Here is a 23,123-nt window from a genome sequence, read left to right as displayed (position 1 = left end):
CGACATGCCCACAGAGAGACAAGTCAAACACGGAGCGGCCAACTGGCCGTGTATTCGGCCCCACTTCACTTGAGTCGCCAGGTCACGCCGTACGCCCCGTCGTGTCGTCGTACGCCCCGTCGCCTGACCGCGCGCCCCCGTCGTAGCGTCCCCGCGCACGCCGAGGGCCCGGATCCTGATCAGGATCCGGGCCCTCGACTTCAGTAGCGGGGACAGGATTTGAACCTGCGACCTCTGGGTTATGAGCCCAGCGAGCTACCGAGCTGCTCCACCCCGCGCCGTTGTGGTGCAACCGTATCACGGCGCGGGAGGGCTCTCGGTTCAGCCGCCGCCCGAACCGCTCGGTGAGCCGCTCGGGCCGCCGCTCGGTGAGCCGCTGGGCGATCCGCTCGGGCCGGCGGTCGGACGCGCGCCGCCCTTCCCGCCGCTGCTGCCGCCTGTGGGCCTACCGGCCTTGGACTGCTCCTCCTCGGCCTGCTTCAGCGCGTCCTGGAGGTCCTTCTGCGCCTGTCCGTACGCCCCCCAGTCGCCCTTCTTGAGTGCCTCCTGGCCGGCGTCGAAGGCCTTCTGGGCGTCCTGGAGCGCCCGTTGGACCGTCGGGTTGCCGGACGGCGGCGGGTTGGTGTTCCCGGTCCCCGGCGGAGAGGTCGAGGTCTCCGCCCCGAAGACCTTGTCGAGCGCCTGGCCGAGGGTGTCCTCGAACGCCGTGTTGCCGCCGTAGCTCACCAGCACCTTGCGCAGCAGCGGGTACTTGAGGCCGCCGCCGCGCACGTAGACCGGCTCGACGTACAGCAGGCCGCCGTCGATCGGGACGGTGAGCAGGTTGCCGTACTCGATGTCCGAGTCACCGCCCTTGAGGAGCCTGATCGACTCGGCGATGTCCTGTTGGGAGTTGAACTGGCTCTGGACCTGCTTGGGCCCGTCGACCGTTCTGCTCGTCGGCAGCTTCAGGACTCTGATCTTGCCGTAGTCGGGGCTGTCCGCCTCGGCGTTGACCGCCATGAAGGCGCTCAGGTTGTCGCGGCCGTTCGGCGTGAACGTCGTCGTCAGCGAGAACGCCTGCGCGGACTGGTCGGGCATCTTCATGCTCAGGTAGTACGGCGGCACCGCGTTGCCCGACCTGTTGGTGGGGTCGTCCGGCACCTGCCACACCTCGCTGCCGCTGAGGAACGTCTGGGCGTCCTTCACGTGGTAGCGGGTGAGCAGTTCACGCTGGACCTTGAACAGGTCCTGCGGGTACCGCAGATGGGACATCAGCGAGGACGAGATGTCGCTCCGCGGCTCCACGGTGCCCGGGAACGCCTTCATCCAGGTCTTCAGGACCGGGTCCTTGGTGTCCCACTGGTAGAGCTTGACCTCGCCGGTGTACGCGTCGACGGTCGCCTTCACCGAGTTGCGGATGTAGTTGACCTGGTTCTGCTGGGCCATCACCGCGCGCTGGGTGTTCCCGGCGGTGAGCGAGTCGGCCGTCGTGTCGCCGAGCGTCGTGCGGGAGGCGTACGGATAGCCGTTCGTCGTCGTGTAGGCGTCGACGATCCACTGGATCCGGTGGTCGACGACCGCCGGGTAGGCGTCGCCGTCGATGGTCAGCCAGGGCGCGACCGCCTCCACGCGCTGCTTGGGGGTGCGGTTGTACAGAATCCGCGAGCCGTCGCCAATGGCGCCGGAGTAGAGGATCTGCGGCTCCCCGAACGCGACCGCGTACGCGGCCCGGTTGACCGGGTCAGAGAGGCTGACGCCGCTGTTGCCCCGGTAGGAGGTGGTCTTCTCGCCGCTGTCGTCGGAGTAGTCGATCTCCTTCTGGGGGCCGCCGACGATCGAGTACTCGGTGGTCTTCTCGCCGTAATAGATCCGCTGCTCGTAGGTGCCGAGGTCACCGGTGGACGGCAGGTCGGACTCGGTGAAGACCGGCTGGCCGTTGCTGTCGGCGGTGGTGCCCTTGGCGGCGACCACGCCGAAGCCGTGGGTGTAGCGGAAGTGGTCGTTGATCCAGTTCTGCTTCGGGATGCCCGCCAGGTTCAGCTCGCGCAGGCCGATGACCGTGTCCTGGTCCTTGCCGTCCTTGGTGTAGCGGTCGACGTCCAGGTTGGTCGGGAAGGCGTAGTAGTTCTTCATCTGCTGGAGCTGCTGGAACGTCGGCGAGACGACGTTCGGGTCCAGCAGGCGGATGCTTGCCGTGGCGTCGGCGTCCGTGCGCAGCGTGTTCTTGTCCTTGGTGCTGCTCGTGCCGGGGTACTCGGTGACCTGGGCGTCGTCGATGCCGTAGGCCTCGCGGGTCGCCTTGAGGTTCTTCGTGACGTACGGAGCTTCCTTGGCCTGCTCGTTCGGCTGGACCTGGAACTTCTGCACGATCGCCGGGTACAGCCCGCCGATGAGGATCGCCGACAGGACCATCAGACCGAAGCCGATGACGGGCAGCTGCCAGGTGCGCCGCCACAGGGTGGCGAAGAAGAGCAGCGCGCAGATGACCGCGATGCAGAACAGGATGGTCTTGGCGGGCAGGTAGGCGTTCGCGTCGACGTATCTCAGACCGGTCCAGTCGCCGGTCGCCTTGAAGTCGCTGGACTTGACGGCGAGCCCGTAGCGGTCGAGCCAGTAGGCGACCGCCTTCAGGGCGACGAAGACGCCGAGCAGCACCGACAGGTGTCCGGTCGCGGCGGCCGTGGCGCGCGCTCCCGGGGAGGTGAGCCGGAGACCGCCGTACAGGTAGTGCGTGAGCGCGGCGGCGATCAGCGACAGCACCGTGGCGGCGAAGCCGAAGGCGAGCAGGAAGCGGTACCAGGGCAGGTCGAAGGCGTAGAAGGAGACGTCCAGGTGGAACTGGGGGTCCTTCTGGTGGAAGGAGACGCCGTTGACCCACATCAGCCAGGTCTGCCACTGGCCCGCCGCGGAGGCGCCCGCGATCAGGCCCACCAGGGCGGTGATCGCGAGGAGCAGCCATCGCTTGTAGGGCGCGATCCCCATCCGGTAGCGGTCGAGGCTCTGCTGTTCCATGGACATGGCGCTCAGCGGCGGGCGCAGCCGGTGCGCGAGCCAGACGTTGAAGCCGACCGCGGCCGCCATCAGCAGACCGAAGACGAAGAAGAGCCCGATCTTGGTCCACAGTGTGGTCGTGAAGACGGACGAGTACTTCACCGACCGGTACCAGAGCCAGTCCGTCCAGAAGCCGGCGAACATGATGAACGCCATGCCGAGGACGGCGAGGACCCCCAATGTCATGAGCAGGGTCCGGGCACGCCCGGACGGGCGGCCCACTCTGATCCGCGGCCCCGTCGGGCCTCCGCCGCGGTCCGGCATCTGGAAAGCCAAGGTGCGCACCTCGAAGTTCGCTGTTGATCCGTGTGATCCGTCAGGCCCCCGTGAACGCGGACCATGGACGAGGCTCCACGCTCGCGGAGCCTCACCTATGCAACTTACTGGCGCTTTACTCGGTTCCCGCTTCCGGGTCGGAACGAGGCAGGATTGTGACCATGTCCAACACTCCCATGGCAGCGAGTCCCCTCACCCGGGCCGTGCTCGAGATCGACGAGTACGTCTCCGGCCTCGGGTGGGACCAGCCCGCTCGCCTCTTCGCCCTCGTAGACACCGCGCGGCTGCGGACCCAGGAACCCTCGCTCGCGGCCCAGCTCGGCCTGGAGGACGAGCCCGAGGCCGCGGGCCTCACCCCGATCGAGCAGGAGGAGATCCCCGCCGACAGGCCGCTGGACGAGTTCCTCGCCACCATCGCCTGGCCCGACGCGGTGGCCGGCTGCGCTCTCACGGTGGAGCGGCTGATGCTGCCGCCGTCCGCGGAGGCCTCGGTCCCGCAGGGGCTGAGCGAGAAGAAGCTCACCCAGTGGGTCGCCGAGCACCCGGACCGCCAGGAGGTGCGGATGACGGTGGCGGTGCTGCGGGACGGTGCGCGCGAGTCGGCGCTGCGGCTGCGCGAGAAGGACGCGGCGACGGAGGTGCTGACGGGCCCGGACCTGGTGCCGGGGCTCACGGAGGCGCTGTCGGCGACGTTCGCGGACTGAGGCCCGCACGGTTCTACGGCGACGGGGGCGCCCCTGGCTTCCAGGGGGCGCCCCCGTCGTCGTACGCGCCCGTCGGATGTCCTACGCGCCCCGGGGCCTGTCCGCGTGCCTCGGCGTTAGCCCTTGGTGGTGCACTTGGGCAGGTCGGCGGTCTTGCCGGTGCGGATGTCCTTGAGGGCGTTCAGGGCGTCGTCGAGGGTGTTGACCCGGACGAGGGTGAGGCCCTCGGGGGTGTCCTTGGCGGCGTCCGCGCAGTTGTCCTTCGGCGTGAGGAAGTACTGGGCGCCCTTGTCGCGCGCGCCGACGGTCTTCATCTCGACCCCGCCGATCGGGCCGACGTGCCCGTCGTCGTCGATGGTGCCGGTGCCGGCCACGAACTTTCCGCCGGTGAGGTCGTCCGGGGTGAGTTTGTCGATGATGCCGAGGGTGAACATCAGCCCCGCGCTGGGACCGCCGACGTCGGCGAGCTTGATGTCGATCGTGAACGGGAACGTGTGGTCGGTCCCGGCGGAGATCCCGACGATGGCCCGCTGCCGGCCGCTGTCGTGGGACTTCGCCGTGGCGATCGTCACGTTCTCGGTCCGGGTGGCCGTCTTCTGCGCCTTCTCGGCCGCGGCCTGCTCCTTGGCGGGCACGATCGTGAAGGCGACGTCCTGTCCCGGCTTGTGCCGGGTGACCAGCTTGGCGACGTCGTCGGGTCCCTTCACGGCCGTCCCGTCGACGGCCTTGATGACATCACCGGCGTGCAGCCTGCCCTCGGCGGGCGAGCCCTTGAGGACGGTGGCGACGATCACCCAGGACTTCACGGGAATGCCCAGCTCCTTCAGGGCGGCGACCTTGGCGCTCTCCTGGGACTGGCTGAACTCCTCGGCGTTCTCCTGGGTGGACTGCTGCTCGGTCTTGCCCTCCGGGTAGAGCGTGTCGTGCGGGACGACCTTGTTGTCGGGCGCGAGCCAGCCGTAGACGGCCTCGACCAGGTTCATGTTGTAGTCGGCGCTGGTGACCCGGACGGTGGTCATGTTCAGATGGCCGGTCGTCGGGTAGGTCGTGCGCCCGGAGATCTGCAGCACCGGCTCGCCGTCGTGCTCGGCGAGGGTGTTCACCGTCGGCCCCGGGGACATCTCCGCGTACGGCACTTTGATGAACACTCCCGCGCACAGGAGCGCGATCAGCATCAGGGTGGAGGCGAGCATCGTCGCGGTGCGGCGTGGCATGGAACGACAGTACGGGACGCTGCTGTCCGTGCACCCCCGGGGCCGTCCCGTACGCCTGGACGGCCCCTCGGGCGGCAGGTTTCAGGTGCCGGAGTGGGACTTCTCCATGGCCTCGCGGAACCGCGCGTATCCGGCCAGCTCGGAGCCGTCGCCCGCGGTCTTGCGGTGACGGCCGGCCCAGCCGCCCCACAGTCCCGCACCGATCGCAGCCAAAAGCGGAATCAGCAACCAGGCGAGCGCCGCCATGCCGACCTCCCAACCCCATGATCGACCGCAACTGACTGATCAGCAGATTAACCATCCGCCATGTCAACGCTCGCGTCAGGGGCCCGGTTACGCAACCGGAGACCGGGTGAGGGCTTGGTCAACCCTATGAGAGGAGTGTGCCGGGGGCAGACGGCGCGGCGGGGCGGCGCCCGGGGGTCAGCAGGCGCCCACCCATTCCTCCGTGCCGTCGGAGAACGTCTGGTGCTTCCAGATGGGCACGTCGTGCTTGAGGTCGTCGATCAGCCTGCGGCACGCCTCGAAGGCCTCGCCCCGGTGGGGGCAGGCCACCGCGACGACCACGGCGAGGTCGCCGACCCTCAGGCTGCCGACGCGGTGCACGGCCGCGAGGGCCCGGACGGGATAGTCGGCGGCGACCTTCTCGGCGATCCGCCGCATCTCCGCCTCGGCACTGGGGTGGCAGGAGTATCCCAGCTCGTCGACGTCCGCTCCGGCGTCGTGGTTGCGCACGGTCCCCACGAAGAGCACCGTCCCTCCGGCTGCGTCGTCCCCGACGGCCTGGAAGACCTCGTCGACGGAGAGCGGGGCGTCGCGGATCGCCAGCAGCTTGATGGGATCGTCCGCCGCCCGCTCACCGGGGTGGTTGCTGTGGGGTGCCATGCCCCCATCGTGCCCTACGCGTGCGTGAGCGACGAGACGAAAGGAAGATACGCCTGGCACGCGTGCGTGCCCGTTCGGAAGGTCCACGAAGCGGTACGGGCGTGTAGAGCCGGGCCGCGGGGTTTTCCCGGCGTGCTGTGCGGAACGGGCGGAGGCAGCTCCACCACGTGTTGTCCGCCGTAGCGTGCGGGACGGGCGCGGCAGCCGGGCCGGACAGGCGCGCGGGGCGGCGGGAGCGAGGTCGCACGGGGACCTTGGCCCGCCACCCGGACTCAGATCCTCCGCCGGGCCTTGCGCGCCCGCCGTACCACCGCGGCCGCACCGAGCAGAGCCACCGTGGCGCCCGCGGCACCCGCCGCGGTCGCGTCCTTGCGCCCGAGCCGCCGGCCCGCCACGGTGTGCCGCCCGGCCGCCTCCTGCAGCAGCTCCGCGAGGACCTCCTCGTTCGTCCACCGGGGCCGCCACCCGGCGTCGTGCAGCCGGCTCCCGCTCACCACCCACGGGTACATCGTGTACGCGAGGTCCCCGGCGGGCGAGGGCGTGAGTCCGATCCGGTGCAGCCGGGCCGCCGCCCCCAGGGCGACCGCCGAGGGCAGCTCCATCCGCCGGATCCCGCTCAGCTCCTCGACTTCCTCCTGTTCCAGCCACCCCTCGCACCCGACGGCCAGTTCCCCCTCCACCTTCTCCAGGACGGCGTACTCCAGGGCGCTGCACAGGTCCTCGACGTGGCAGAACTGCCAGGCCGGCCGCGAACCCGCCACCACCAGCAGCCGGGGCGACTCGAAATACCTGGTCAGCGCGGTGTCCGTGCCGCCGACCAGCACGGACGGCCGGACCACGGTGACATTGAGTCCCGGGTGCGCGCGCGGCGCCCGCCGCGCCAGCCGCTCGATCTCCAGCAGGTCCCCGACCCCGGTGGCCTCCGCCGTGGCCCGCAGCTCGGCGTCCTCCGAGAGCGGCAGTTCGTTGTCCGGCAGCGCCCCGTACACCATCGCCGAGGTGCACAGCACCACCCGGTGCACCCCGGCCGCCGCGGCGGCCGTCAGCACGGTCTGCGTTCCGCGCACGTTGTATGCCGTACGCGCCGCGGGATCCGTCTCCAGATCGAGGTCGAGGGCCAGGTGCACCACGGCGTCCACGCCCCGCAGCTTCTCCGCGATGGCCGGGTCCCGCACGTCCAGGATGTGCCACTGTGCCGCCGCGCACTCCCCGCGCCGCTCGTCGATGGCGACGACCTGCTTGATCGCGTCGGACGTGGCGAGCCGCTCGGTCAGCAGCGCGCCGACACCGGACGCGGCGCCGGTGACCGCGACGACGGGCCCGCGGAGGGCGGGCGTCCGCCCGGCGCGCTGCTCCGCCGGGCCGGGGCGGTCGTCGGGCGACGGGCGGGCCGAGAGGTTTCGCGCTGCGCGAACCTGTGGATCTGGGGAACTCACCGGGCGTCTCCAGCGGTTGTCTTCAGTACGGGCGCGGCACACGCGGCCGTACCAGGTGGCATCCATCCTGCCGCAGGCCGGGTGTCGGCGAAGCACTCAGGCCCGATCGCGCCGGGGTGTCTACGCTGGGTGTGTTGTCGGGCAGCCAGCCGCCGGAGAAAGCCGGTGGCCTTACCAGCCGAGGAATCCCGTGAGTGACACCCCATTCGGATTCGGCCTTCCGCCGGAGGAGCCGGAGAACGGCGACGAGGGCAAGAAGAAGGACCAGCAGAGCGGTGGTGGTCAGGGACCGGCCAACCCGCTCGGTTTCGGGTTGCCCGGAGCCGGCGGAGCCGGCGCCGACAACCCGCTCGCCGCGATGTTCGGTTCCCTGAACCCCACCGACCTGGGCGCCGCGTTCCAGCAGCTGGGCCAGATGCTCTCCTACGAGGGCGGCCCGGTGAACTGGGACATGGCCAAGCAGATCGCCCGCCAGACGGTCTCCCAGGGCACCCCGGACGGCACGAAGGACGCGAGCGTGAGCCCCGGCGACCGCTCCGCGGTCGAGGACGCCGTCCGCCTTGCCGATCTGTGGCTGGACGATGTGACGTCGTTGCCGTCCGGCGCGGGCTCCGCCGTGGCCTGGAGCCGCGCGGAGTGGGTCGAGGCGACCCTGCCGGTGTGGAAGGAGCTCGTCGACCCGGTCGCCGAGCGCGTCGGCGCTGCCATGGGCGATGTCCTGCCGGAGGAGATGCAGGCCATGGCGGGCCCGCTGATCGGCATGATGCGTTCCATGGGCGGCGCCATGTTCGGCACGCAGATCGGACAGGCCGTCGGCGTACTCGCCGGCGAGGTCGTCGGGTCCACCGACATCGGCCTGCCGCTCGGCCCGGCCGGCAAGGCCGCGCTGCTGCCGCTGAACATCGAGGCGCTCGGCAAGGACCTGGGCGTGCCCCAGGAGGAGGTGCGGCTGTATCTCGCCCTGCGGGAGGCCGCCCACCAGCGCCTTTTCGCCCATGTCCCGTGGCTGCGCTCGCATCTGTTCGGCGCGGTCGAGGGCTACGCGCGCGGCATCAAGGTCGACACGGCCAAGCTGGAGGACGTCGTCGGCCAGTTCGACCCGCAGAACCCGCAGGAGCTGCAGCAGGCGCTCCAGCAGGGCATGTTCCAGCCGGAGGACACACCCGAGCAGAAGGCGGCCCTGGCCCGTCTGGAGACGGCGCTGGCGCTCGTCGAGGGCTGGGTGGACGCGGTGGTGCACGCAGCGGCGAAGCCGCGCCTGGGCTCCGCGGACGCGCTGCGGGAGACCCTGCGCCGCCGTCGTGCCTCGGGCGGCCCGGCCGAGCAGACGTTCGCCACGCTGATCGGTCTGGAGCTGCGTCCGCGCCGGCTGCGGGACGCCTCCCGCCTGTGGGCCTCGCTGACGGACGCGCGCGGCGTCGACGGCCGGGACGGCCTGTGGGCGCACCCGGACATGCTGCCCACGGCGTCCGACCTGGACGACCCGGACGGCTTTGTGCACCGTGAGCAGCTCGACTTCTCCGAGCTGGACAAGATGCTCGGCGAGGCGGCGGGCGGCTCCACCGGGAAGACCGACCTCACCAAGAAGGACGAAGGCGACACCGAGGGCGACGGCGCCGAGTGAGCCTCCGCGACGACGCGGTCCTCGTTCTGAAGGGCTACGAGGACCAGGAAGAGCTGCGCCAGGTCTATCTGGACCACTTGGCGGCGCACCCGGACGGCATGTGGAAGGCCTGCGGCGACGGGCATGTCACGGCGAGCGCCCTGGTGATCGACCCTGAGCACGGCCGGGTGCTGCTGACCCTGCACGGGAAGTTGCGGATGTGGCTGCAGATGGGCGGCCACTGCGAGCCGTCCGACGGGACGCTGGCGGCCGCCGCGCTGCGGGAGGCCACGGAGGAGTCGGGCATCGCGGGACTTGCCCTGCTGCCCGGCGGCCCGGTGCGCCTGGACCGCCATCACACACCGTGCGCCTGGCATCTCGACGTCCAGTACGCGGCGCTCGCTCCGGCCGGTGCCGTCGAGGCGATCAGCGACGAATCACTGGACCTGCGCTGGTTCGCCTACGACGAGGTGGCGGCCGTGGCGGACGACTCGGTCGTACGCCTGCTGGAGGCGACGCGCGCCAGGCTGTGACGGCGCGCGCCAGGCCGCGGCGGCGCACGGACGGCGCGGGAGGGCCGGCGCGGGAGGGCCGGCGCGGACCTGGCGTGAAGACGCAGAGATGAGGCAAGGGGCGGCCGCGCCTGCGGTCGCCCCTTGTCCGGCCCCGGTATCCGGCCCCGGACGGTCAACTCCAGACGTTGCCCTGGTTCTGCCCCCGCGCCCCGTGCTGGCCCATGCCGTACTGGGCGCGCAGCCCCTGCCCGATCGCCGCGTTCTGCGGCGGCAGCAGCTCGCTGGGCTGCACCAGCGCGAAGCCGCTGCCCATGAAGCTCAGCTCCCAGCCCTCACCGGTGTTGCCGCGCCGGCGCCACACCCCTGTGGAGTGCGTCTGGGCCTGCATCTGCACCCGCAGGCCGGTGGACCAGGCGACGATCGCGTCCGCGTCGCAGTTGACGTACTTGTCCGGCGTGACCTGCATCAGCAGAGGCGCGCCCGACGTCATGAGCGCGACCTTGCCGTGCCCGGTGATGTTGAGCTGGTACTTGCCGGAGCCGGAGATGCCGTACTGGCTGTCCACGGCGATGACCTCGTAGTGCAGCGAGGAGTCCATCGCCAGCACATAGCTGCTGTCGACGGTGAGCCCCTCCCGCTCGATATCCATCACGTGGACGTACTGGGCGAGGTTGGCGAAGTAGACGGTGCCCTGTCCCTGACAACGCATCAGATCCAGGCCCTCGCCGGTGTGCGCACGCGCGCGCTGTTGGCCGTGGCTCTGGTACTCGGCGTCGAACTCGATGAGGCCCTGGTAGGCGACCATGGTGCCCTTGCGCGCCAGGACGTCGTCATGGCCCTCCAGCAGAACGCGCAGCAACTGCGGGTTCTGCAGGCTGTAGCGCTCCTGGGTCTGCTGCTCGTTATAACCGAAAAGCGTGCTCTGCATGGTGTGCGGTCCCCCTCAGCCCCGGATCCGGAGGCGGTCGGTGCTGTCCTCGCTGGGCTGGACGACCACGATGCCCTGCCCGGAGAACGCCATCTGGTACGCCTCGCCGCTGCCGCGCCCGATGAGCGACTGCGCCTTGAAGCTGCGCTTGCCCTTCACCTTCAGGTTCGGGGACCAGGCGACGAGGGCGTCCGGGTCGACGTACGTCTCGTCCTCACCGCCGCCGCAGTCGACGACGATCGGCGTGCCCCGGGACGTCAGGGCGACCCAGCCCTGACCGGAGATCTTCGTGTTCCACATGCCCTGCCCGGCGAACTTGGCGAGCCCCTTGACGCGTTCGACACCCCACTGCAGATGCGCGTCGAAGGCGAGCAGGTTGGAGGCATTGACGGAGATCGCGTCCCCGCCCAGGCCGATGACGACGACGTTCGCCCCGTAGTCGGCGAGGTAGAGCAGACCGTCCCCGGAACACTTCATCAGGGGCGCGCCCTCACCGGTGATCCAGTCCCGCGCGATCTGGCGCACGGCGGGCGGGTTGGGCTCGTAGGTGACGAACCCTTCGTAGGCGACCATCGACCCCACGCGCGCGAAGAGGTCGTTCCCGGTCTGCAGGGCGACCTTCAGCATGTGGCTGCCGTGGTTCTCCATGCGGGCGGTGACGGGTGCGGGGGCGAAGCCCGCGAGCGGCTGGTTCATGACGGGCTCCCTTTAGACCTCGTAGGGCTGGACGACGACGAAATTGCCGGGCGCGGCACGGAACTGCAGGTTCACGCCCTCCCCGGTGTCCCCCGGATAGGCGTTGCGGCGCATCCGCACCTGGCTGGAGACGATGACCTGGGCGGCCGCCGACCAGGCGACGACGGCGTTGGAGTCCACGAACGTCGTCGGGGTGACGGGCAGCACCACCGGCGCGCCGTGCGTCTTCACGACGATCGTGCCGGTCCCCTGGAACTGCATCGTGAACAGCGCGCCGCCGGGGATGCCGTGCCCCTCGATGCGCCGGACCTCGTACTGGAGGGACTCGTCGAAGGCGAGAACGTTCTCCGCGGAGACGCAGATCGCGTCACCCTGGAGTTCGATCGGGTGCAGATGGGTGGCGTTCTCGGCGAGGAACACCTGGCCCTGGCCGGTGCAGCGCATGAGCTGCATCTCCTGGCCGGTCGCGTTGCCCACGATGCGCCCGACGAAACCGGCGCCCTTGTAGCCGAAGTCGACCTTGCCCTGGTACAGCACCATGCTGCCCTGCCGGGCCAGCACGGGCTGGCCGCCGATGCCGAGGTCGACGCGGACGAGCTTCTTGTTCTGCTGCGTCCACCGCTGGCCGGTGGGTGTCTCCTTGAACGCCTGCAGCGCGGCGGCCACACCGGCACCGGCCTGCGGGGCGCCCTGGGGAGCGCCGTACGGGGCGGGCATGCCTGCCTGGCCGGGAACCTGGCCGTAGGGCGGCTGCTGCTGACCGTAGCCGGGGTGCGGCGGGGGCTGCTGACCGTAGCCGGGCGGCATCGTGGCGGGCGGCTGCCCGCCGTGGTCCGGCGGCGGGCCCGGCTGTCCGGGCGGCTGGGTGTACGGCGCGGGTCCCGGGGGCGGCACGGTGCCGCCGGGCGGTGTACTCAGGGGCGCGACGATGGTGGGCGCGGCATGCACGGACGGAGCGGGAGCGGGCGGGGCGGGCGCGGGAGGCGAGGGCGGCGCGAAGCCCTGCGGCGCGGGCTGCGGCTGCTGCGGCACCGGGGCGGCGGTCGCGGCACCGAACGCGGGCGGCGCCGACGACTGGACCGGCGGGGCGAACCCGGGCGCCGCACCGGCCGCCGGCTGCTGCGGCGCGGACGACTGCTCCTCCTCAAGGACCTCACCGCCGAAGTTCTTCAGCAGCGCCTCGAGCCCGCCGTCGAAGCCCTGGCCGACCGCGGCGAACCGCCAGACGTCCTTCAGATAGAAATCACCCAGCATGACCGCACGCTCGGTGGTGAACTCCGCGCCGCTGAACGGGTAACGGGCCACCTCCTCGCCGCCCGCCACAATGCGCAGATATCCGGGGGCGATCTGCGACATCTGCCCGGCGCCGTCGATCGTCGCCGTGAAGGACAACTTCCCGATCTGCGGTGGGATCCTGTCGAGCGTGACCCGGAAGGACTCCGTGTCGCCCGCCTGCGGCCCCAGGAGCTGAACGGCCCCCTCCGGCGTCTTCGGCTGGTTGAAGAAGACGAAGTACCGGTCGTCCGAGAGCCGTTCGTCGCCGTCGAGACCGAAGCAGCTGATGTCGAAGGTGAGTCCGGGCCCGGCGATCTGTACGCCTACGTACAGATCCGTGCCCGCGGTGAGGTCACTGATCCTGGCCTTGTGGCCGCGCTGGAATTCCCTGGCCATGCGTAACGACCGTCCCCCGTTCCGAGTATGAGCGTGTCGCGCCAGGCTAACGGCAAACACCCACAGCGGACGCAGCCGGTACAGACCCGGTACACAACCGCTTCCCGGACGGCGCCCGGCAACGCCCCCTCACGGGTCGGGAGCGAACGGCACGGGAGAAAGCGGGACGGAAGGGAAAGTGAAAAAAGAGAAAGCGAAGGAAAGGAAACGGGACAGGAGCGAAACCAGGGGAAAAGAACGAAGAGAACGGGACAGGAGGGGCCGCGGCGGCCCCCGCTACTCCGCGCGAGGCGCCGGCTGATGCGGCAGCCGGCCGGCCGCGACGACCCCTTCCAGATACCCGCGGGCACGCTCCGTGCGCGGATACGCTTCCAACAATCGCCAGAAACGCGGCCCGTGCCCGGGCACCAGCAGATGCGCCAGCTCATGCAGCAGGACATAGTCCAGGACGTACTCCGGCATGCCCTGCAACCGGTGCGACAGACGAATACTGCCCTCGGACGGGGTGCACGAGCCCCAGCGCGTGTTCTGATTCGTGACCCAGCGCACCGAGGCGGGCCGCGCCCGCCCCTCGAAGTACTGCCCCGACAGCCGCTCCGCCCGCTCGGCCAGCTCCACGTCGCCGACCACCCGCTTGCTCTCCTGAGCGGCCAGCTTGTCGAGCATGACGGTCACCCAGCGCTGCTCCTCCGCCTCGGACATCCGGGCGGGAATCAGCACGACGGTGCGATCACCCTCGCGGTACGCGGAGACCGTTCTACGGCGACGCGAGCTCCTGCGCACCTCGATCGCGCTCGCCCCCGAGCCGCTCGGCGGCTGGCTGGTCGTGCTGCGCTGTGGCTTTTGGGCGCGGTGCAGTGGATCGGCAGGCACGCCCCGACGTTACCCGCTGCACACACGGGAAGTCCCCCCTCCGGAACGGTTCTGCGGCGATCCACACCCCGTCCGCTTGACTAATACGACCAACACCCCCACCTGTGGACAACCCCCCGCACACCCCCACCCTCCCCAGGCATCCTGACACCCGTCAGCACACCACAACACCCACCGACGAACCGGGACCTACGACAACTACGGGGGCCACTCATGCATCCGATGGTGAAGCCCGCGCTCCGGCGCGGCTGGCGCGATCTCAACACCGTGCAATTCGGGATGGCACCCGCACACGCCATGGTGCTGGGGCCCATGGACACCGCGACGGGCAGCTTCCTCACCCTGCTCGACGGCACCCGCGGTCTGCCGCTGCTGCGCGAGGAAGCCCGCGGCATGGGCCTGCCCGACGGCCATGTCGACGCACTGGTCGACAACCTGACCGGCTCGGGCCTGCTCGACGACACCACCGGCGGCGGCCCCCAGGCCGACGCCCTGCGCGCGAAAGCCGCCGTGCTGGACCGCCTCCGGCCCGACCTGGCATCACTGTCACTCGTCGCCCGCCCGCCGGGCGAGCCCGCCCGGCGCCTCGCCGCCCGCCGCAACCATCGCGTCCAAGTCCGCGGCGCGGGCCGCGTGGGAGCCGTCCTCGCCTCACTGCTCGCGGGCGCGGGCGTCGGCGAGGTCGACGTCCGCGACACCGGCTGCGTCGAACCATGGGACGTCGCACCGGGCGGTCTTCCGGCCGACTCGATCGGCGTACGCCGCGAAGAGGCGGCCCGCCGCGCGGTACGAGCAGCCGCCCCGGACCGGCCACCACGCCGGGAGCGCGCCTCCCGGCGCTCACCCCATGACGAACCGGGCCTCGGACTCTCCCTGGTGATCCTCGCCCCACGCGACGGCCTGGACGTCCACGCACCCGACCCCTTCACCGCCGAACCACTGATCGCTTCCGGCGTGCCCCATCTGTATGCCGGGGTGGTGGAGGGCACGGGAGTCGTCGGCCCGTTCGTCCTGCCGGGGGACACGGCCTGCGCGGGCTGCCTTGACCGGGCCCGCACCGACCGGGACGAGACCTGGCCCCGACTGGTCGCCCAGTGGCGCTCCGGACGCCCACGGCAGGTCCAGGCGTGCGACCTCGCCCTGGCCACCGCCGTCGCCGGGGTCGCCGCCGGACACGCGCTCGCCTTCCTCGACGGCGAGGCGCCCTCCAGCGTCGGCGCGCGCTGGGAGGTGTCCGTGCCCCGCCTCCACTGGCACACCCGACCGGTGTGGCCGCACCCCGCATGCGCGTGCGGCGCGGCGGAGAAAGGTGCGGCGGAGAAAGGTAAGGAGAAACACACCTCAAAGGAGGGGGAGTCACACGAGACAATGGCGGAGCGACGGCCGTCAAGGAACTCGTCCCGCAGGACACACGCGGCACGGCTGTCTGGGACTTGGAGGGCGCATGTCTGATCTTCCCCGGAAGGCGGTTACCCGTACCGCCAAGCTCGCCGCGCTCCCGCTCGGCTTCGCCGGGCGGGCCACGTGGGGTCTGGGCAAACGCATCGTCGGGGAGTCCGCCGAGATCGTCGGCCGCGAACTCCAGCAGCGCACCGCCGAACAACTGTTCAAGGTGCTGGGCGAGCTGAAGGGCGGCGCGATGAAGTTCGGCCAGGCGCTGTCCGTGTTCGAGTCCGCACTCCCCGAGGAGGTCGCCGGACCCTATCGGGCCGCCCTGACGAAGCTTCAGGAGGCGGCGCCGCCGATGCCGACACGCACGGTCCACGCCGTACTCGAAGAGCACCTCGGCGCCAACTGGCACGAGCTGTTCCAGGAATTCGAGGACAAGCCGTCGGCGGCCGCGTCGATCGGCCAGGTCCACCGCGGGGTGTGGCACGACGGCCGCGAGGTCGCGGTCAAGGTACAGTACCCGGGCGCCGGCGAGGCACTGCTCTCCGACCTCAACCAGCTCAGCCGATTCGCCCGCCTGCTCGGCCCCCTGATCCCGGGCATGGACATCAAGCCGCTGATCACAGAACTACGCGACCGGGTCTCCGAGGAGCTGGACTACGGCCTGGAGGCGCAGGCGCAACGGGCGCACGCGGAAGAGTTCGCGAACGACCCGGACGTGATGGTGCCGGATGTGGTGCACCAGTGCGAGCGGATCCTGGTGACCGAGTGGGTCGACGGCCTGCCGCTGTCGGAGGTGATCGCAAACGGTACCCAGGAGCAGCGCGACCGCGCCGGCCAGCTACTGGCCCGCTTCCTCTTCTCCGGCCCGGCCCGCACAGGCCTCCTGCACGCCGACCCGCACCCGGGCAACTTCCGTCTCCTGCCCGGCCCCACCGAGAAGGACGACTGGCGCCTGGGCGTCCTCGACTTCGGCACGGTCGACCGCCTCCCCGGCGGTCTGCCGACCCCGATCGGCCCGTCCCTGCGCATGGCCCTCGAGGGCGACGCCCAGTCGGTCTACGAACTCCTCTGCGAGGAGGGCTTCGTCAAGGAGTCCATCGGCCTCGACCCCGACGGGGTCCTCGACTACCTCCTCCCGATCATCGAGCCCGCCCAGGCCGACGAGTTCACCTTCACCCGCGGCTGGATGCGCAGCCAGGCGGCCCGCATCGCCGACCCGCGCTCCCCCGCCTACCAGCTGGGCAAACAGCTGAACCTGCCCCCGGCGTACCTACTCATACACCGGGTGACACTCAGCACCATCGGCGTGCTGTGCCAGTTGGGCGCGACGGTCCGGCTGCGCGACGAACTGGAGGAGTGGCTCCCGGGCTTCCTACTGGAGGAACCGGCAGCTGAGGCATGACCGTGCTGCATCACGGGCTCATGGGGGGCGGGGTGGGGGGAGGGGAGGGGAGGGGGAAGCCCCCGAAGCGGAGGTTTCAGGAACCGGGCCGCTTCTACCACCACTCCGAGTCCAGCCGCCCCTCGATCGCCCTGATGTTGTCCCGGGCGCAGCTGTCGCAGAAGTAGTGGCGGACTCCGTTCTCGACGGAGCAGGTCCAGGTGGGTCGGGGATCGTCGGCGGGCATGCCGCAGCGGGCGCACACGAGGTTCTGGGCCTGTGTGGTGTCGGACGGCCGCGCGGAGCCGCCGCTGTCGCTGTCTCCGGGAAGACTCCTCACTCCGGTGACGATATCGCCGTCGGTGTGACGCGTAGCACACAACGCACCGCGGGGGCCGGTCCATTCGGACCGGCCCCCGCCAGGTCTTCCCACCGCCTACGGTGGGCGGCTACTGCATCACGGCGATGGCCAGCGCCCGTCGGGCTCGCCGCGAGGCGCGCTCGGCCTTGCGCTGCATCCGGTGGGCCATCGCCAGGCGCACGGCCCGGCGTTCCTGCTCGGCCTCCTGCAGTCGCTCGCGCATATGCGCGCGAGCCAAGGCTTCTGGGATGAGTTGCATCTCTCGGGTCCTGTTCTGACGCGAGGCGTTCGCGCCTGAGGTGGTGACGTCTGGGATCGCGGAGCCTGCGGGCTCGCTGGTGGACGGCTTCATCGGGGCCTGCTTCTTGGGGTCGTGCGTGTGGGGGCGGTCGATCGTTCCTGGGGTGTTCATGCCGTGACCGGGTTCTTGCGCGGGCGGCCACGCGGCCGCTTCCGGGCGACGACGACACCCTGGATGAAGAGCTCGCCACCCCAGACGCCCCAGGGCTCACGCCGCTCCTTGGCGCCGGCGAGGCAGGCCTCGATCAGCGGGCAGGTGCGGCAGAGGGACTTGGCGTACTCGACATCGGCCGGCGACTCGGCGAAGAAGACCTCCGGGTCGTAAGAGCGGCAGGGGACGGGCACGCCGAGGTTCTCGATGGCGTCGTCGAGCGCGGTGAGCGGGGTGAGCGGGGTCAAGGTGGAGTCCTCCGTGAGGCCGGGCGGGGGGATCGTTTCGGAAGGCGGTACGGACGGGGCGTGCGCTTCGAGTTGCACGGGTCGTCTTCCTCGTCTGGTCGTTCCGGCCCTGTTGGGCCGGGGTGCGGCTTGGTACCGGGTTCTTTTCTTGTCCCGAGGCCCCTTCGGTCTGCTGTCCCCCGTTGGGGAAAACAGAAGGGCCGCGGATCCCGGATGGGGTTCCGCGGCCCTGAAGGCGCCGGCCTGATCGCCGATCAGGCTGGATCACTCCAGGGTTCTGGCCCACGGAAGGCCCACATCAGGTGGTGCTGCGTCGCCTGCTTCCGGAATCCGGCACCGGCCGCCGCAAAGGCATAGGCCTGCGCCTGTGCCGCTACTGCTTCCAGTGCCTTGATCGGTCGCTCATTGCGCTCACGGATGGGAAGACCCGTGACAGGCAGGGAGGACGCCGGGCGGTCGGCACGGATGCCGGACAGACCGGTGCCCAGGTCGAAGGCGCCGAGCATGCACGTGGAGACGACCGAGCGATCGGTCATTTTGACGGTGCGGGTGGAGCTGGTCCTGATGCTGATCACTTCAATCGCCTCCTCTCGGCGTCTCGGAGGACTGGGGGTGAGCCAGTCCGACGGATACGTAAGTACAACACGGAATCGGGGCCTCCGAGAAGGCCGCCGTCCCCGTGGCTAAGAACCTATGGGGATTGCTGGGGCATGCGCAAACTATTTTTTCGACGAGTTGGCGTCAGTCGCCCTTGTCCTCTTCCTCCCCGTCTCTGCCTGCGCAGATGGCCAGAACATCGGCGCCGTAGCGGTGGAGCTTGCGGACTCCGACTCCGGGAATGCGTGCCAGTTCGCCCTCGTCGTCGGGGGCGGCTTCGGCGATGGCGATCAAGGTTCTGTCCGTGAAGACGCAGAACGCGGGCTGGCCGCTGCGGTGGGCCTGTCGCGCCCGCCACTCGCGCAGCCTTTCGTAGAGGCCTTCGTCCATGTCGGAGGGGCAGTCGTCACAGCGCATCAGTTTCATCTCGCCGGCGTCCGACAGGGTGCGCCCGCAGACTCGGCAGCGGGCGGGGGTTCTGCTGGTGCGACGGGGGGCGCTGGTCGTAGCGGCGGTGCCGAAGCCGCGTTCGATGCCGCCGGTGCCGCTGATGCCGCCGAACGGGGGGCGGCCGGGGATGGCGGAGGAGCCGGGGCGCAGTCCGTCGAGGAAACGGCTGGGGCGCCGGTTGGGACGGCCGCCCGGTGCGCGGGACAGGGACCAGGAGACATGGAGGTGTTCTCTCGCCCGGGTGACGCCGACGTAGAGCAGACGGCGCTCTTCTTCGATCTGCTCGTCGGTTCTGGCGTAGGTGATCGGCATCATGCCCTCGGCGACGCCGACGAGGAAGACGGCGTCCCATTCCAGGCCCTTGGCGGAGTGCAGGGAGGCGAGGGTGACGCCCTGGACGGTCGGGGCGTGCTGGGCGCCTGCGCGTTCGTCGAGTTCCGCGACGAGGTCGGCGAGGGTGGCGTGGGGTTTCGCCGCGGCGAAGTCCTGGGCGAGGTTCACGAGTGCGGCCAGGGACTCCCATCGTTCTCTGACGGCGCCGGAGCCCGCCGGAGGGGTGGGTGTCCAGCCTTCGCCGGACAGGACGGCGCGGACCTGGGAGGGCAGGTCGACGGCATCGTCGAGGAGGGAGTCGTTGGCTCCGAAGCGGGCGGCGCCGCGCAGGGCGATGCCGGCTTTGCGGACCTCGGGGCGGTCGAAGAATCGCTCGGCGCCTCGGAGCTGGTAGGGAATTCCGGCGTCGGCGAGGGCTTGTTCGTAGATCTCGGACTGGGAGTTGGTGCGGAACAGGATCGCGATTTCCGCGGCGGGTGCGCCGGTGGCGAGGAGGTCGCGGATGCGGCGGGCGGCGCCTTCGGCTTCGGTGGGTTCGTCGGTGTATTCGGTGTAGACGGGGTGGGGTCCTGGGTCGCGCTGGGAGACGAGTTCGAGGCGGTGGTCGGCCGCGCGGCCGTGGGCCTGGGCGAGGAGGCCGTTGGCGAGGTGGACGATCTGGGGGGTGGAGCGGTAGTCGCGGACGAGTTTGACGACGGTGGCTCCAGGGTGGCGGATGCGGAAGTCGAGGAGGTGGTCGGGGGTGGCGCCGGTGAAGGAGTAGATGGTCTGGCTGGCGTCGCCGACGACGCACAGGCTGTCGCGGTCGCCGAGCCACAGTTCGAGCAGGCGCTGCTGGAGGGGGCTGACGTCCTGGTACTCGTCGACGACGAAGTGCTGGTACTGGGCGCGGACCGCTTCGGCGATGTCGTGCCGGTCCTGGAGGATGCCCACGGTGAGGAGGAGGACGTCCTCGAAGTCGATGACGGCCCGCTCGCGTTTGAGGTCTTCGTAGGTGGCGTAGAGCTGGGCGATCTCGGCGGGGTCGCGGGGGGCTTCGCGGCCCGTTTTGGCGGCCGCGGCGGCGTAGTCGGCGGGGACGGTCTGGGTGACCTTGGACCATTCGATCTCGGCGGTCGCGTCCCGCAGTTCGTTGCGGTCGAGGCGGATGCGGCAGGCGGCTGCTGCGTCCGCGACGATCTGGATCTTCCGGTCGACGATGCGGGGGAGGCTGCCGCCGACGGCTTTCGGCCAGAAGTACTGGAGCTGGCGGAGGGCGGCGGAGTGGAAGGTGCGGGCCTGGACGCCGGCGGCGCCGAGCTGGCGGAGACGGCCGCGCATCTCGCCCGCGGCGCGGTTGGTGAAGGTGACGGCGAGCACGCTGGACGGCTGGAGGATGCCGGCGCGGACTCCGTAGGCGATGCGGTGGGTGATGGCTCGTGTCTTGCCGGTGCCGGCTCCTGCCAGCACGCACACCGGGCCGTGCAGGGCGGTCGCCACGGCGCGCTGCTCGGGGTCGAGCCCTTCGAGCACCGCGTCGGCCGAGTCCGGAACCTGCGGGAAGAGGGTGGAGTGCGTTGCTGCTGTCACCCCGCCATGCTGCCAGGTCTGTGAAGGCGGGTGCGGTGGTTGTCCACAGGGGGACGGCTGCGGTCGTATGAATGCCGAGGTGGGTGCCGGTGGCCTGTGCGGTGGGCGATGTTCGCCGCCTGAGGCGGGGGCGGGCGGCAGCGGGGGCGCGGGAGGGGTGGTCGGAGCGGTGGCGGGAGGGGTGGTCGGAGCGGTGGCGGGAATGGTGGAACGTTCACGTATGTTGCCCTCTAAGCGAGCGAGCAGAGCACGCATCCCTAGCGGTGAAGGAGCGCGACCGACATGCCGGGCACTGTGACGATGTACAGCACTTCGTGGTGTGGCTACTGCCGGCGGCTGAAGAGCCAGCTGGACCGTGAGGGCATCACGTACAACGAGATCAACATCGAGCAGGACCCGCAGTCCGCGGCGTTCGTGGAGCAGGCGAACAACGGAAACCAGACGGTTCCCACTGTTCAGGTGGTTCCCTCCAGCGGTGGTGCCGAGGTCGTGATGACGAACCCGAGCCTTGCCCAGGTGAAGCAGGCACTCGGCGTCTGACCGGGGAGCAGGCATACGAGACCCCGCCCAAGGATCATGGGCGTGGGTCTCGTCGTCGTACGGCTGCTCAGCAATACGGCTGCTGGTCGGTCAGTGACGACGCCACTCGCATGAAGACACCGAAGAGTCGGTGGAGCTGGGGAACTGGCCCGGTCACTTCAACGGTGCGCGAGTCTCGCAGGCTGACTCCGGGAATCGCTTCGAGTTGGCTGGCGACGGTGGCCGACTGCCACCGCACCGCCAAGGTCGCTGCGGCTTCCGTGCGGGGCAGTCGTGGGCGGGAGTCGGCGCGGCGCACCCCCTCGGCGGCGGCCTCCTCGATCGCCTTACGCGCTTCGATCGCGGGCCTCAGCCGCGCGCTGAAGCGATCCCTGGCGTACTTGACGGGAGCCGTGACGACCTGGGCGTCCCAGGCTGTCATCTCATCGCAGGCGGCGTCGTCGCCGGAAAGCATCACCACGGGTACCCCCAGTGCAGCGGCCGTGGCATGCGCGAATCCGATCTCTCCCATGGGCTGGTCGTCCAACCACATGTCCTCGATCTCGTGGCCCATGTAGCTGTGGCTGAGCACGCCCAGGGCGCCGGCACGTGAGTGGTAGCCGACGCACAGCACCGCGTCGAAGTCGCCGTCCAGGCCTTCGAGCATGACCATCCGCTTGTGTTTGCCTCTGACCAGCTCCGCCTCGGGGTGCATCTGATCCGCGAGCAGGTTCCGCATGGACCCGTGGGCGTCATTCACCAGAACCCGCGTGGCACCAGCCGCGAGCGCGCCACGCACGGCAGCGTTCACGTCCTCGGTCATCATGACCCGACCATGCTGGTAGTCCTGCCCCCCGGCCTGCACATCCTGTGCGCCCACCAATCCGGTGACGCCCTCCATGTCAGCGCTGATGTATACGTGCACGCCGCTGCCTCCGCTCTGGCCGTCGTCCGCCGAGAACTCGGTGATCACGACCCCCGCATCATCGCGGTGAGGCACCCGACAAGTCGAGCCTGCGTACCCGGCGGTGTGCGGAGGGTCACACGCTCCGGGTGGGGAGGGGCTTGCCGTACCAGATTTCGATCAGGCGGGCGGCGATGGAGATCCCGTAGGGGGGCAGTACCTCTCCGGAGTCGAAGGCGGCTTGCAGTTCGTCGCGGGAGAACCAGCGGGCCTCCTCGATCTCGTCGCCGTCGACGTTGATGTCGGTGGTGGCGGCGTGGGCGAGGAAGCCGAGCATCAGACTGGAGGGGAAGGGCCAGGGCTGGCTGGCGACGTACTCGACCTCGCCGACGGCGATGCCTGCCTCTTCGAAGACCTCGCGGCGGACGGACTGTTCGATGGACTCGCCTGGTTCGACGAAGCCGGCGAGGGTGGAGAAGCGGCCCTCGGGCCAGTGCACCTGACGGCCGAGGAGGATGCGGTCCTTGTCGTCGATGACGGCCATGATCACCGCGGGGTCGGTGCGCGGGTAGTGTTCGGCGCCGCAGGCCGGGCAGCGGCGGATGTGTCCGGCGGCCGCGATGACGGTGCGTTCGCCGCAGCGCGAGCAGAAGCGGTGCATGCGCTGCCAGTTCTCCAGGGCGACCGCGTGGACCATCAGGCCGGTGTCGCGGGGGGACAGCAGCAGTCCGGCCTCGCGCAGGCCGGCCGGGCGTGCGGACTGGTCCATGCGGCCGGGGAGGGCGTCCTTCTGAAGTGCGAAGTAGCTGACGCCGTCCTCGTCGGTACCGAGGAAGTAGCGGTGGGCCTCGGTGAGGGGTGCCTCGAAGGAGGGGGTCATGACGAGTTCGGTGCGGCCGTCGGGCGTCTCGTCGATGAGGACCTGGCCGCCGGAGACCACGAAGCAGCGCGTGGTGGGGTGGCTCCACGCCGCGGCGAGCCATGCCTCGTCGAGCCGGTGGTGGGCGGCCCGGTCGATGCCGCTCGGGGCGGTGAGCGAGATGGGCCGGTCGGCGGTGTGGTCGGTCCATGTGGTCACGGTTGT

22 protein-coding genes and 1 tRNA gene are annotated in these 23,123 nt (G+C 70.3%); 6 read left to right on the top strand and 17 right to left on the bottom strand.

Features of this window, described 5'->3' with window-relative positions; translation table 11 throughout:
• Positions 1–204 precede the first annotated feature (204 nt).
• Positions 205–278, bottom strand: a tRNA-Met gene (locus tag ACWD5Q_RS02705).
• Positions 279–321: 43 nt separating this feature from the next.
• Positions 322–3,297 (bottom strand): UPF0182 family membrane protein, encoded by a 2,976-nt coding sequence (locus ACWD5Q_RS02700; RefSeq protein ID WP_451425190.1) that lies wholly within the window; start codon positions 3,295–3,297, stop codon positions 322–324.
• 173 nt (positions 3,298–3,470) lie between these two features.
• Here ACWD5Q_RS02700 and ACWD5Q_RS02695 point away from each other — a divergent pair, with 173 nt between their 5' ends.
• Positions 3,471–4,013, top strand: coding sequence for a PPA1309 family protein (locus tag ACWD5Q_RS02695; protein WP_451425171.1), 543 nt, complete (start codon positions 3,471–3,473; stop codon positions 4,011–4,013).
• A gap of 116 nt (positions 4,014–4,129) precedes the next feature.
• Here ACWD5Q_RS02695 and ACWD5Q_RS02690 read toward each other — a convergent pair whose 3' ends face one another.
• The 4 genes from ACWD5Q_RS02690 to ACWD5Q_RS02675 all read right to left on the bottom strand — a co-directional run bounded on the left by ACWD5Q_RS02690 (position 4,130) and on the right by ACWD5Q_RS02675 (position 7,548).
• Positions 4,130–5,227 carry a YlbL family protein gene (locus ACWD5Q_RS02690; protein ID WP_451425170.1) on the bottom strand — a complete coding sequence of 366 codons (1,098 nt, stop codon included), beginning with the start codon at positions 5,225–5,227 and terminating at the stop codon, positions 4,130–4,132.
• An 81-nt stretch (positions 5,228–5,308) separates the two neighbouring features.
• A complete protein-coding gene (locus ACWD5Q_RS02685; protein ID WP_451425169.1) occupies positions 5,309–5,473 on the bottom strand; it encodes a hypothetical protein in 165 nt (54 codons plus the stop codon).
• Positions 5,474–5,650: 177 nt separating this feature from the next.
• Positions 5,651–6,112, bottom strand: a complete 462-nt coding sequence (locus ACWD5Q_RS02680; RefSeq protein WP_451425168.1) for a molybdenum cofactor biosynthesis protein MoaE — start codon at positions 6,110–6,112, stop codon at positions 5,651–5,653.
• Between the two features lie 272 nt (positions 6,113–6,384).
• The gene (locus ACWD5Q_RS02675) at positions 6,385–7,548 is read right to left on the bottom strand and encodes an SDR family oxidoreductase (RefSeq protein ID WP_451425167.1); all 1,164 of its coding nucleotides are present in this window, start codon (positions 7,546–7,548) and stop codon (positions 6,385–6,387) included.
• Positions 7,549–7,738: 190 nt separating this feature from the next.
• Here ACWD5Q_RS02675 and ACWD5Q_RS02670 point away from each other — a divergent pair, with 190 nt between their 5' ends.
• Both ACWD5Q_RS02670 and ACWD5Q_RS02665 read left to right on the top strand, forming a co-directional pair.
• Positions 7,739–9,172, top strand: a complete 1,434-nt coding sequence (locus tag ACWD5Q_RS02670; protein ID WP_451425166.1) for a zinc-dependent metalloprotease — start codon at positions 7,739–7,741, stop codon at positions 9,170–9,172.
• Positions 9,169–9,684 carry an NUDIX hydrolase gene (locus ACWD5Q_RS02665; protein WP_451425165.1) on the top strand — a complete coding sequence of 172 codons (516 nt, stop codon included), beginning with the start codon at positions 9,169–9,171 and terminating at the stop codon, positions 9,682–9,684. Before ACWD5Q_RS02670 ends, ACWD5Q_RS02665 begins: the two co-directional genes overlap by 4 nt.
• 154 nt (positions 9,685–9,838) lie before the next feature.
• Here the strand turns inward: ACWD5Q_RS02665 and ACWD5Q_RS02660 are convergent, their stop codons facing one another.
• From ACWD5Q_RS02660 to ACWD5Q_RS02645, 4 genes are all read right to left on the bottom strand, one after another.
• Entirely contained in the window at positions 9,839–10,594 is a 756-nt protein-coding gene (locus tag ACWD5Q_RS02660; protein WP_451425164.1) for an AIM24 family protein, read from the bottom strand.
• A 15-nt stretch (positions 10,595–10,609) separates the two neighbouring features.
• The gene (locus ACWD5Q_RS02655) at positions 10,610–11,290 is read right to left on the bottom strand and encodes an AIM24 family protein (protein ID WP_451425163.1); all 681 of its coding nucleotides are present in this window, start codon (positions 11,288–11,290) and stop codon (positions 10,610–10,612) included.
• A 12-nt stretch (positions 11,291–11,302) separates the two neighbouring features.
• Positions 11,303–12,961: a TerD family protein gene (locus ACWD5Q_RS02650; protein ID WP_451425162.1), complete on the bottom strand. Its 1,659-nt coding sequence runs from the start codon at positions 12,959–12,961 to the stop codon at positions 11,303–11,305.
• A 276-nt stretch (positions 12,962–13,237) separates the two neighbouring features.
• The gene (locus ACWD5Q_RS02645; RefSeq protein WP_451425161.1) at positions 13,238–13,834 is read right to left on the bottom strand and encodes a M48 metallopeptidase family protein; all 597 of its coding nucleotides are present in this window, start codon (positions 13,832–13,834) and stop codon (positions 13,238–13,240) included.
• Between the two features lie 213 nt (positions 13,835–14,047).
• Between ACWD5Q_RS02645 and ACWD5Q_RS02640 the strand changes: the two genes are divergently transcribed.
• Together ACWD5Q_RS02640 and ACWD5Q_RS02635 are read left to right on the top strand one after the other, a co-directional pair.
• Complete coding sequence (locus ACWD5Q_RS02640) at positions 14,048–15,286, top strand: TOMM precursor leader peptide-binding protein (RefSeq protein ID WP_451425160.1); 1,239 nt, start codon at positions 14,048–14,050, stop codon at positions 15,284–15,286.
• The gene (locus ACWD5Q_RS02635; protein WP_451425159.1) at positions 15,279–16,628 is read left to right on the top strand and encodes an ABC1 kinase family protein; all 1,350 of its coding nucleotides are present in this window, start codon (positions 15,279–15,281) and stop codon (positions 16,626–16,628) included. Before ACWD5Q_RS02640 ends, ACWD5Q_RS02635 begins: the two co-directional genes overlap by 8 nt.
• 94 nt (positions 16,629–16,722) lie before the next feature.
• Here ACWD5Q_RS02635 and ACWD5Q_RS02630 read toward each other — a convergent pair whose 3' ends face one another.
• From ACWD5Q_RS02630 to ACWD5Q_RS02610, 5 genes are all read right to left on the bottom strand, one after another.
• Positions 16,723–16,947 carry a hypothetical protein gene (locus tag ACWD5Q_RS02630; RefSeq protein WP_451425158.1) on the bottom strand — a complete coding sequence of 75 codons (225 nt, stop codon included), beginning with the start codon at positions 16,945–16,947 and terminating at the stop codon, positions 16,723–16,725.
• Between the two features lie 109 nt (positions 16,948–17,056).
• Positions 17,057–17,380, bottom strand: coding sequence for a hypothetical protein (locus ACWD5Q_RS02625; RefSeq protein ID WP_451425157.1), 324 nt, complete (start codon positions 17,378–17,380; stop codon positions 17,057–17,059).
• Positions 17,377–17,745, bottom strand: a complete 369-nt coding sequence (locus tag ACWD5Q_RS02620) for a WhiB family transcriptional regulator (protein ID WP_451425156.1) — start codon at positions 17,743–17,745, stop codon at positions 17,377–17,379. The genes ACWD5Q_RS02625 and ACWD5Q_RS02620 overlap by 4 nt, the downstream gene beginning before the upstream one ends.
• 176 nt (positions 17,746–17,921) lie before the next feature.
• Complete coding sequence (locus tag ACWD5Q_RS02615) at positions 17,922–18,242, bottom strand: hypothetical protein (protein WP_451425155.1); 321 nt, start codon at positions 18,240–18,242, stop codon at positions 17,922–17,924.
• A gap of 166 nt (positions 18,243–18,408) precedes the next feature.
• Entirely contained in the window at positions 18,409–20,616 is a 2,208-nt protein-coding gene (locus ACWD5Q_RS02610; RefSeq protein ID WP_451425154.1) for an ATP-dependent DNA helicase UvrD2, read from the bottom strand.
• 282 nt (positions 20,617–20,898) lie between these two features.
• Between ACWD5Q_RS02610 and ACWD5Q_RS02605 the strand changes: the two genes are divergently transcribed.
• Positions 20,899–21,156, top strand: coding sequence for a mycoredoxin (locus ACWD5Q_RS02605; RefSeq protein ID WP_451425153.1), 258 nt, complete (start codon positions 20,899–20,901; stop codon positions 21,154–21,156).
• A 67-nt stretch (positions 21,157–21,223) separates the two neighbouring features.
• On the opposite strand, the gene ACWD5Q_RS02600 is transcribed toward ACWD5Q_RS02605, so the two are convergent.
• Together ACWD5Q_RS02600 and nudC are read right to left on the bottom strand one after the other, a co-directional pair.
• Complete coding sequence (locus tag ACWD5Q_RS02600) at positions 21,224–22,060, bottom strand: M55 family metallopeptidase (RefSeq protein ID WP_451425189.1); 837 nt, start codon at positions 22,058–22,060, stop codon at positions 21,224–21,226.
• 115 nt (positions 22,061–22,175) lie between these two features.
• Positions 22,176–23,117 carry an NAD(+) diphosphatase gene (gene nudC, locus ACWD5Q_RS02595; RefSeq protein ID WP_451425152.1) on the bottom strand — a complete coding sequence of 314 codons (942 nt, stop codon included), beginning with the start codon at positions 23,115–23,117 and terminating at the stop codon, positions 22,176–22,178.
• Positions 23,118–23,123: the final 6 nt, after the last annotated feature.

This window comes from Streptomyces sp. NPDC002513 (assembly GCF_053595355.1).
The sequence above is the reverse complement of the archived record's forward strand: the minus strand, read 5'-3'. Positions and strand labels throughout refer to the sequence as shown.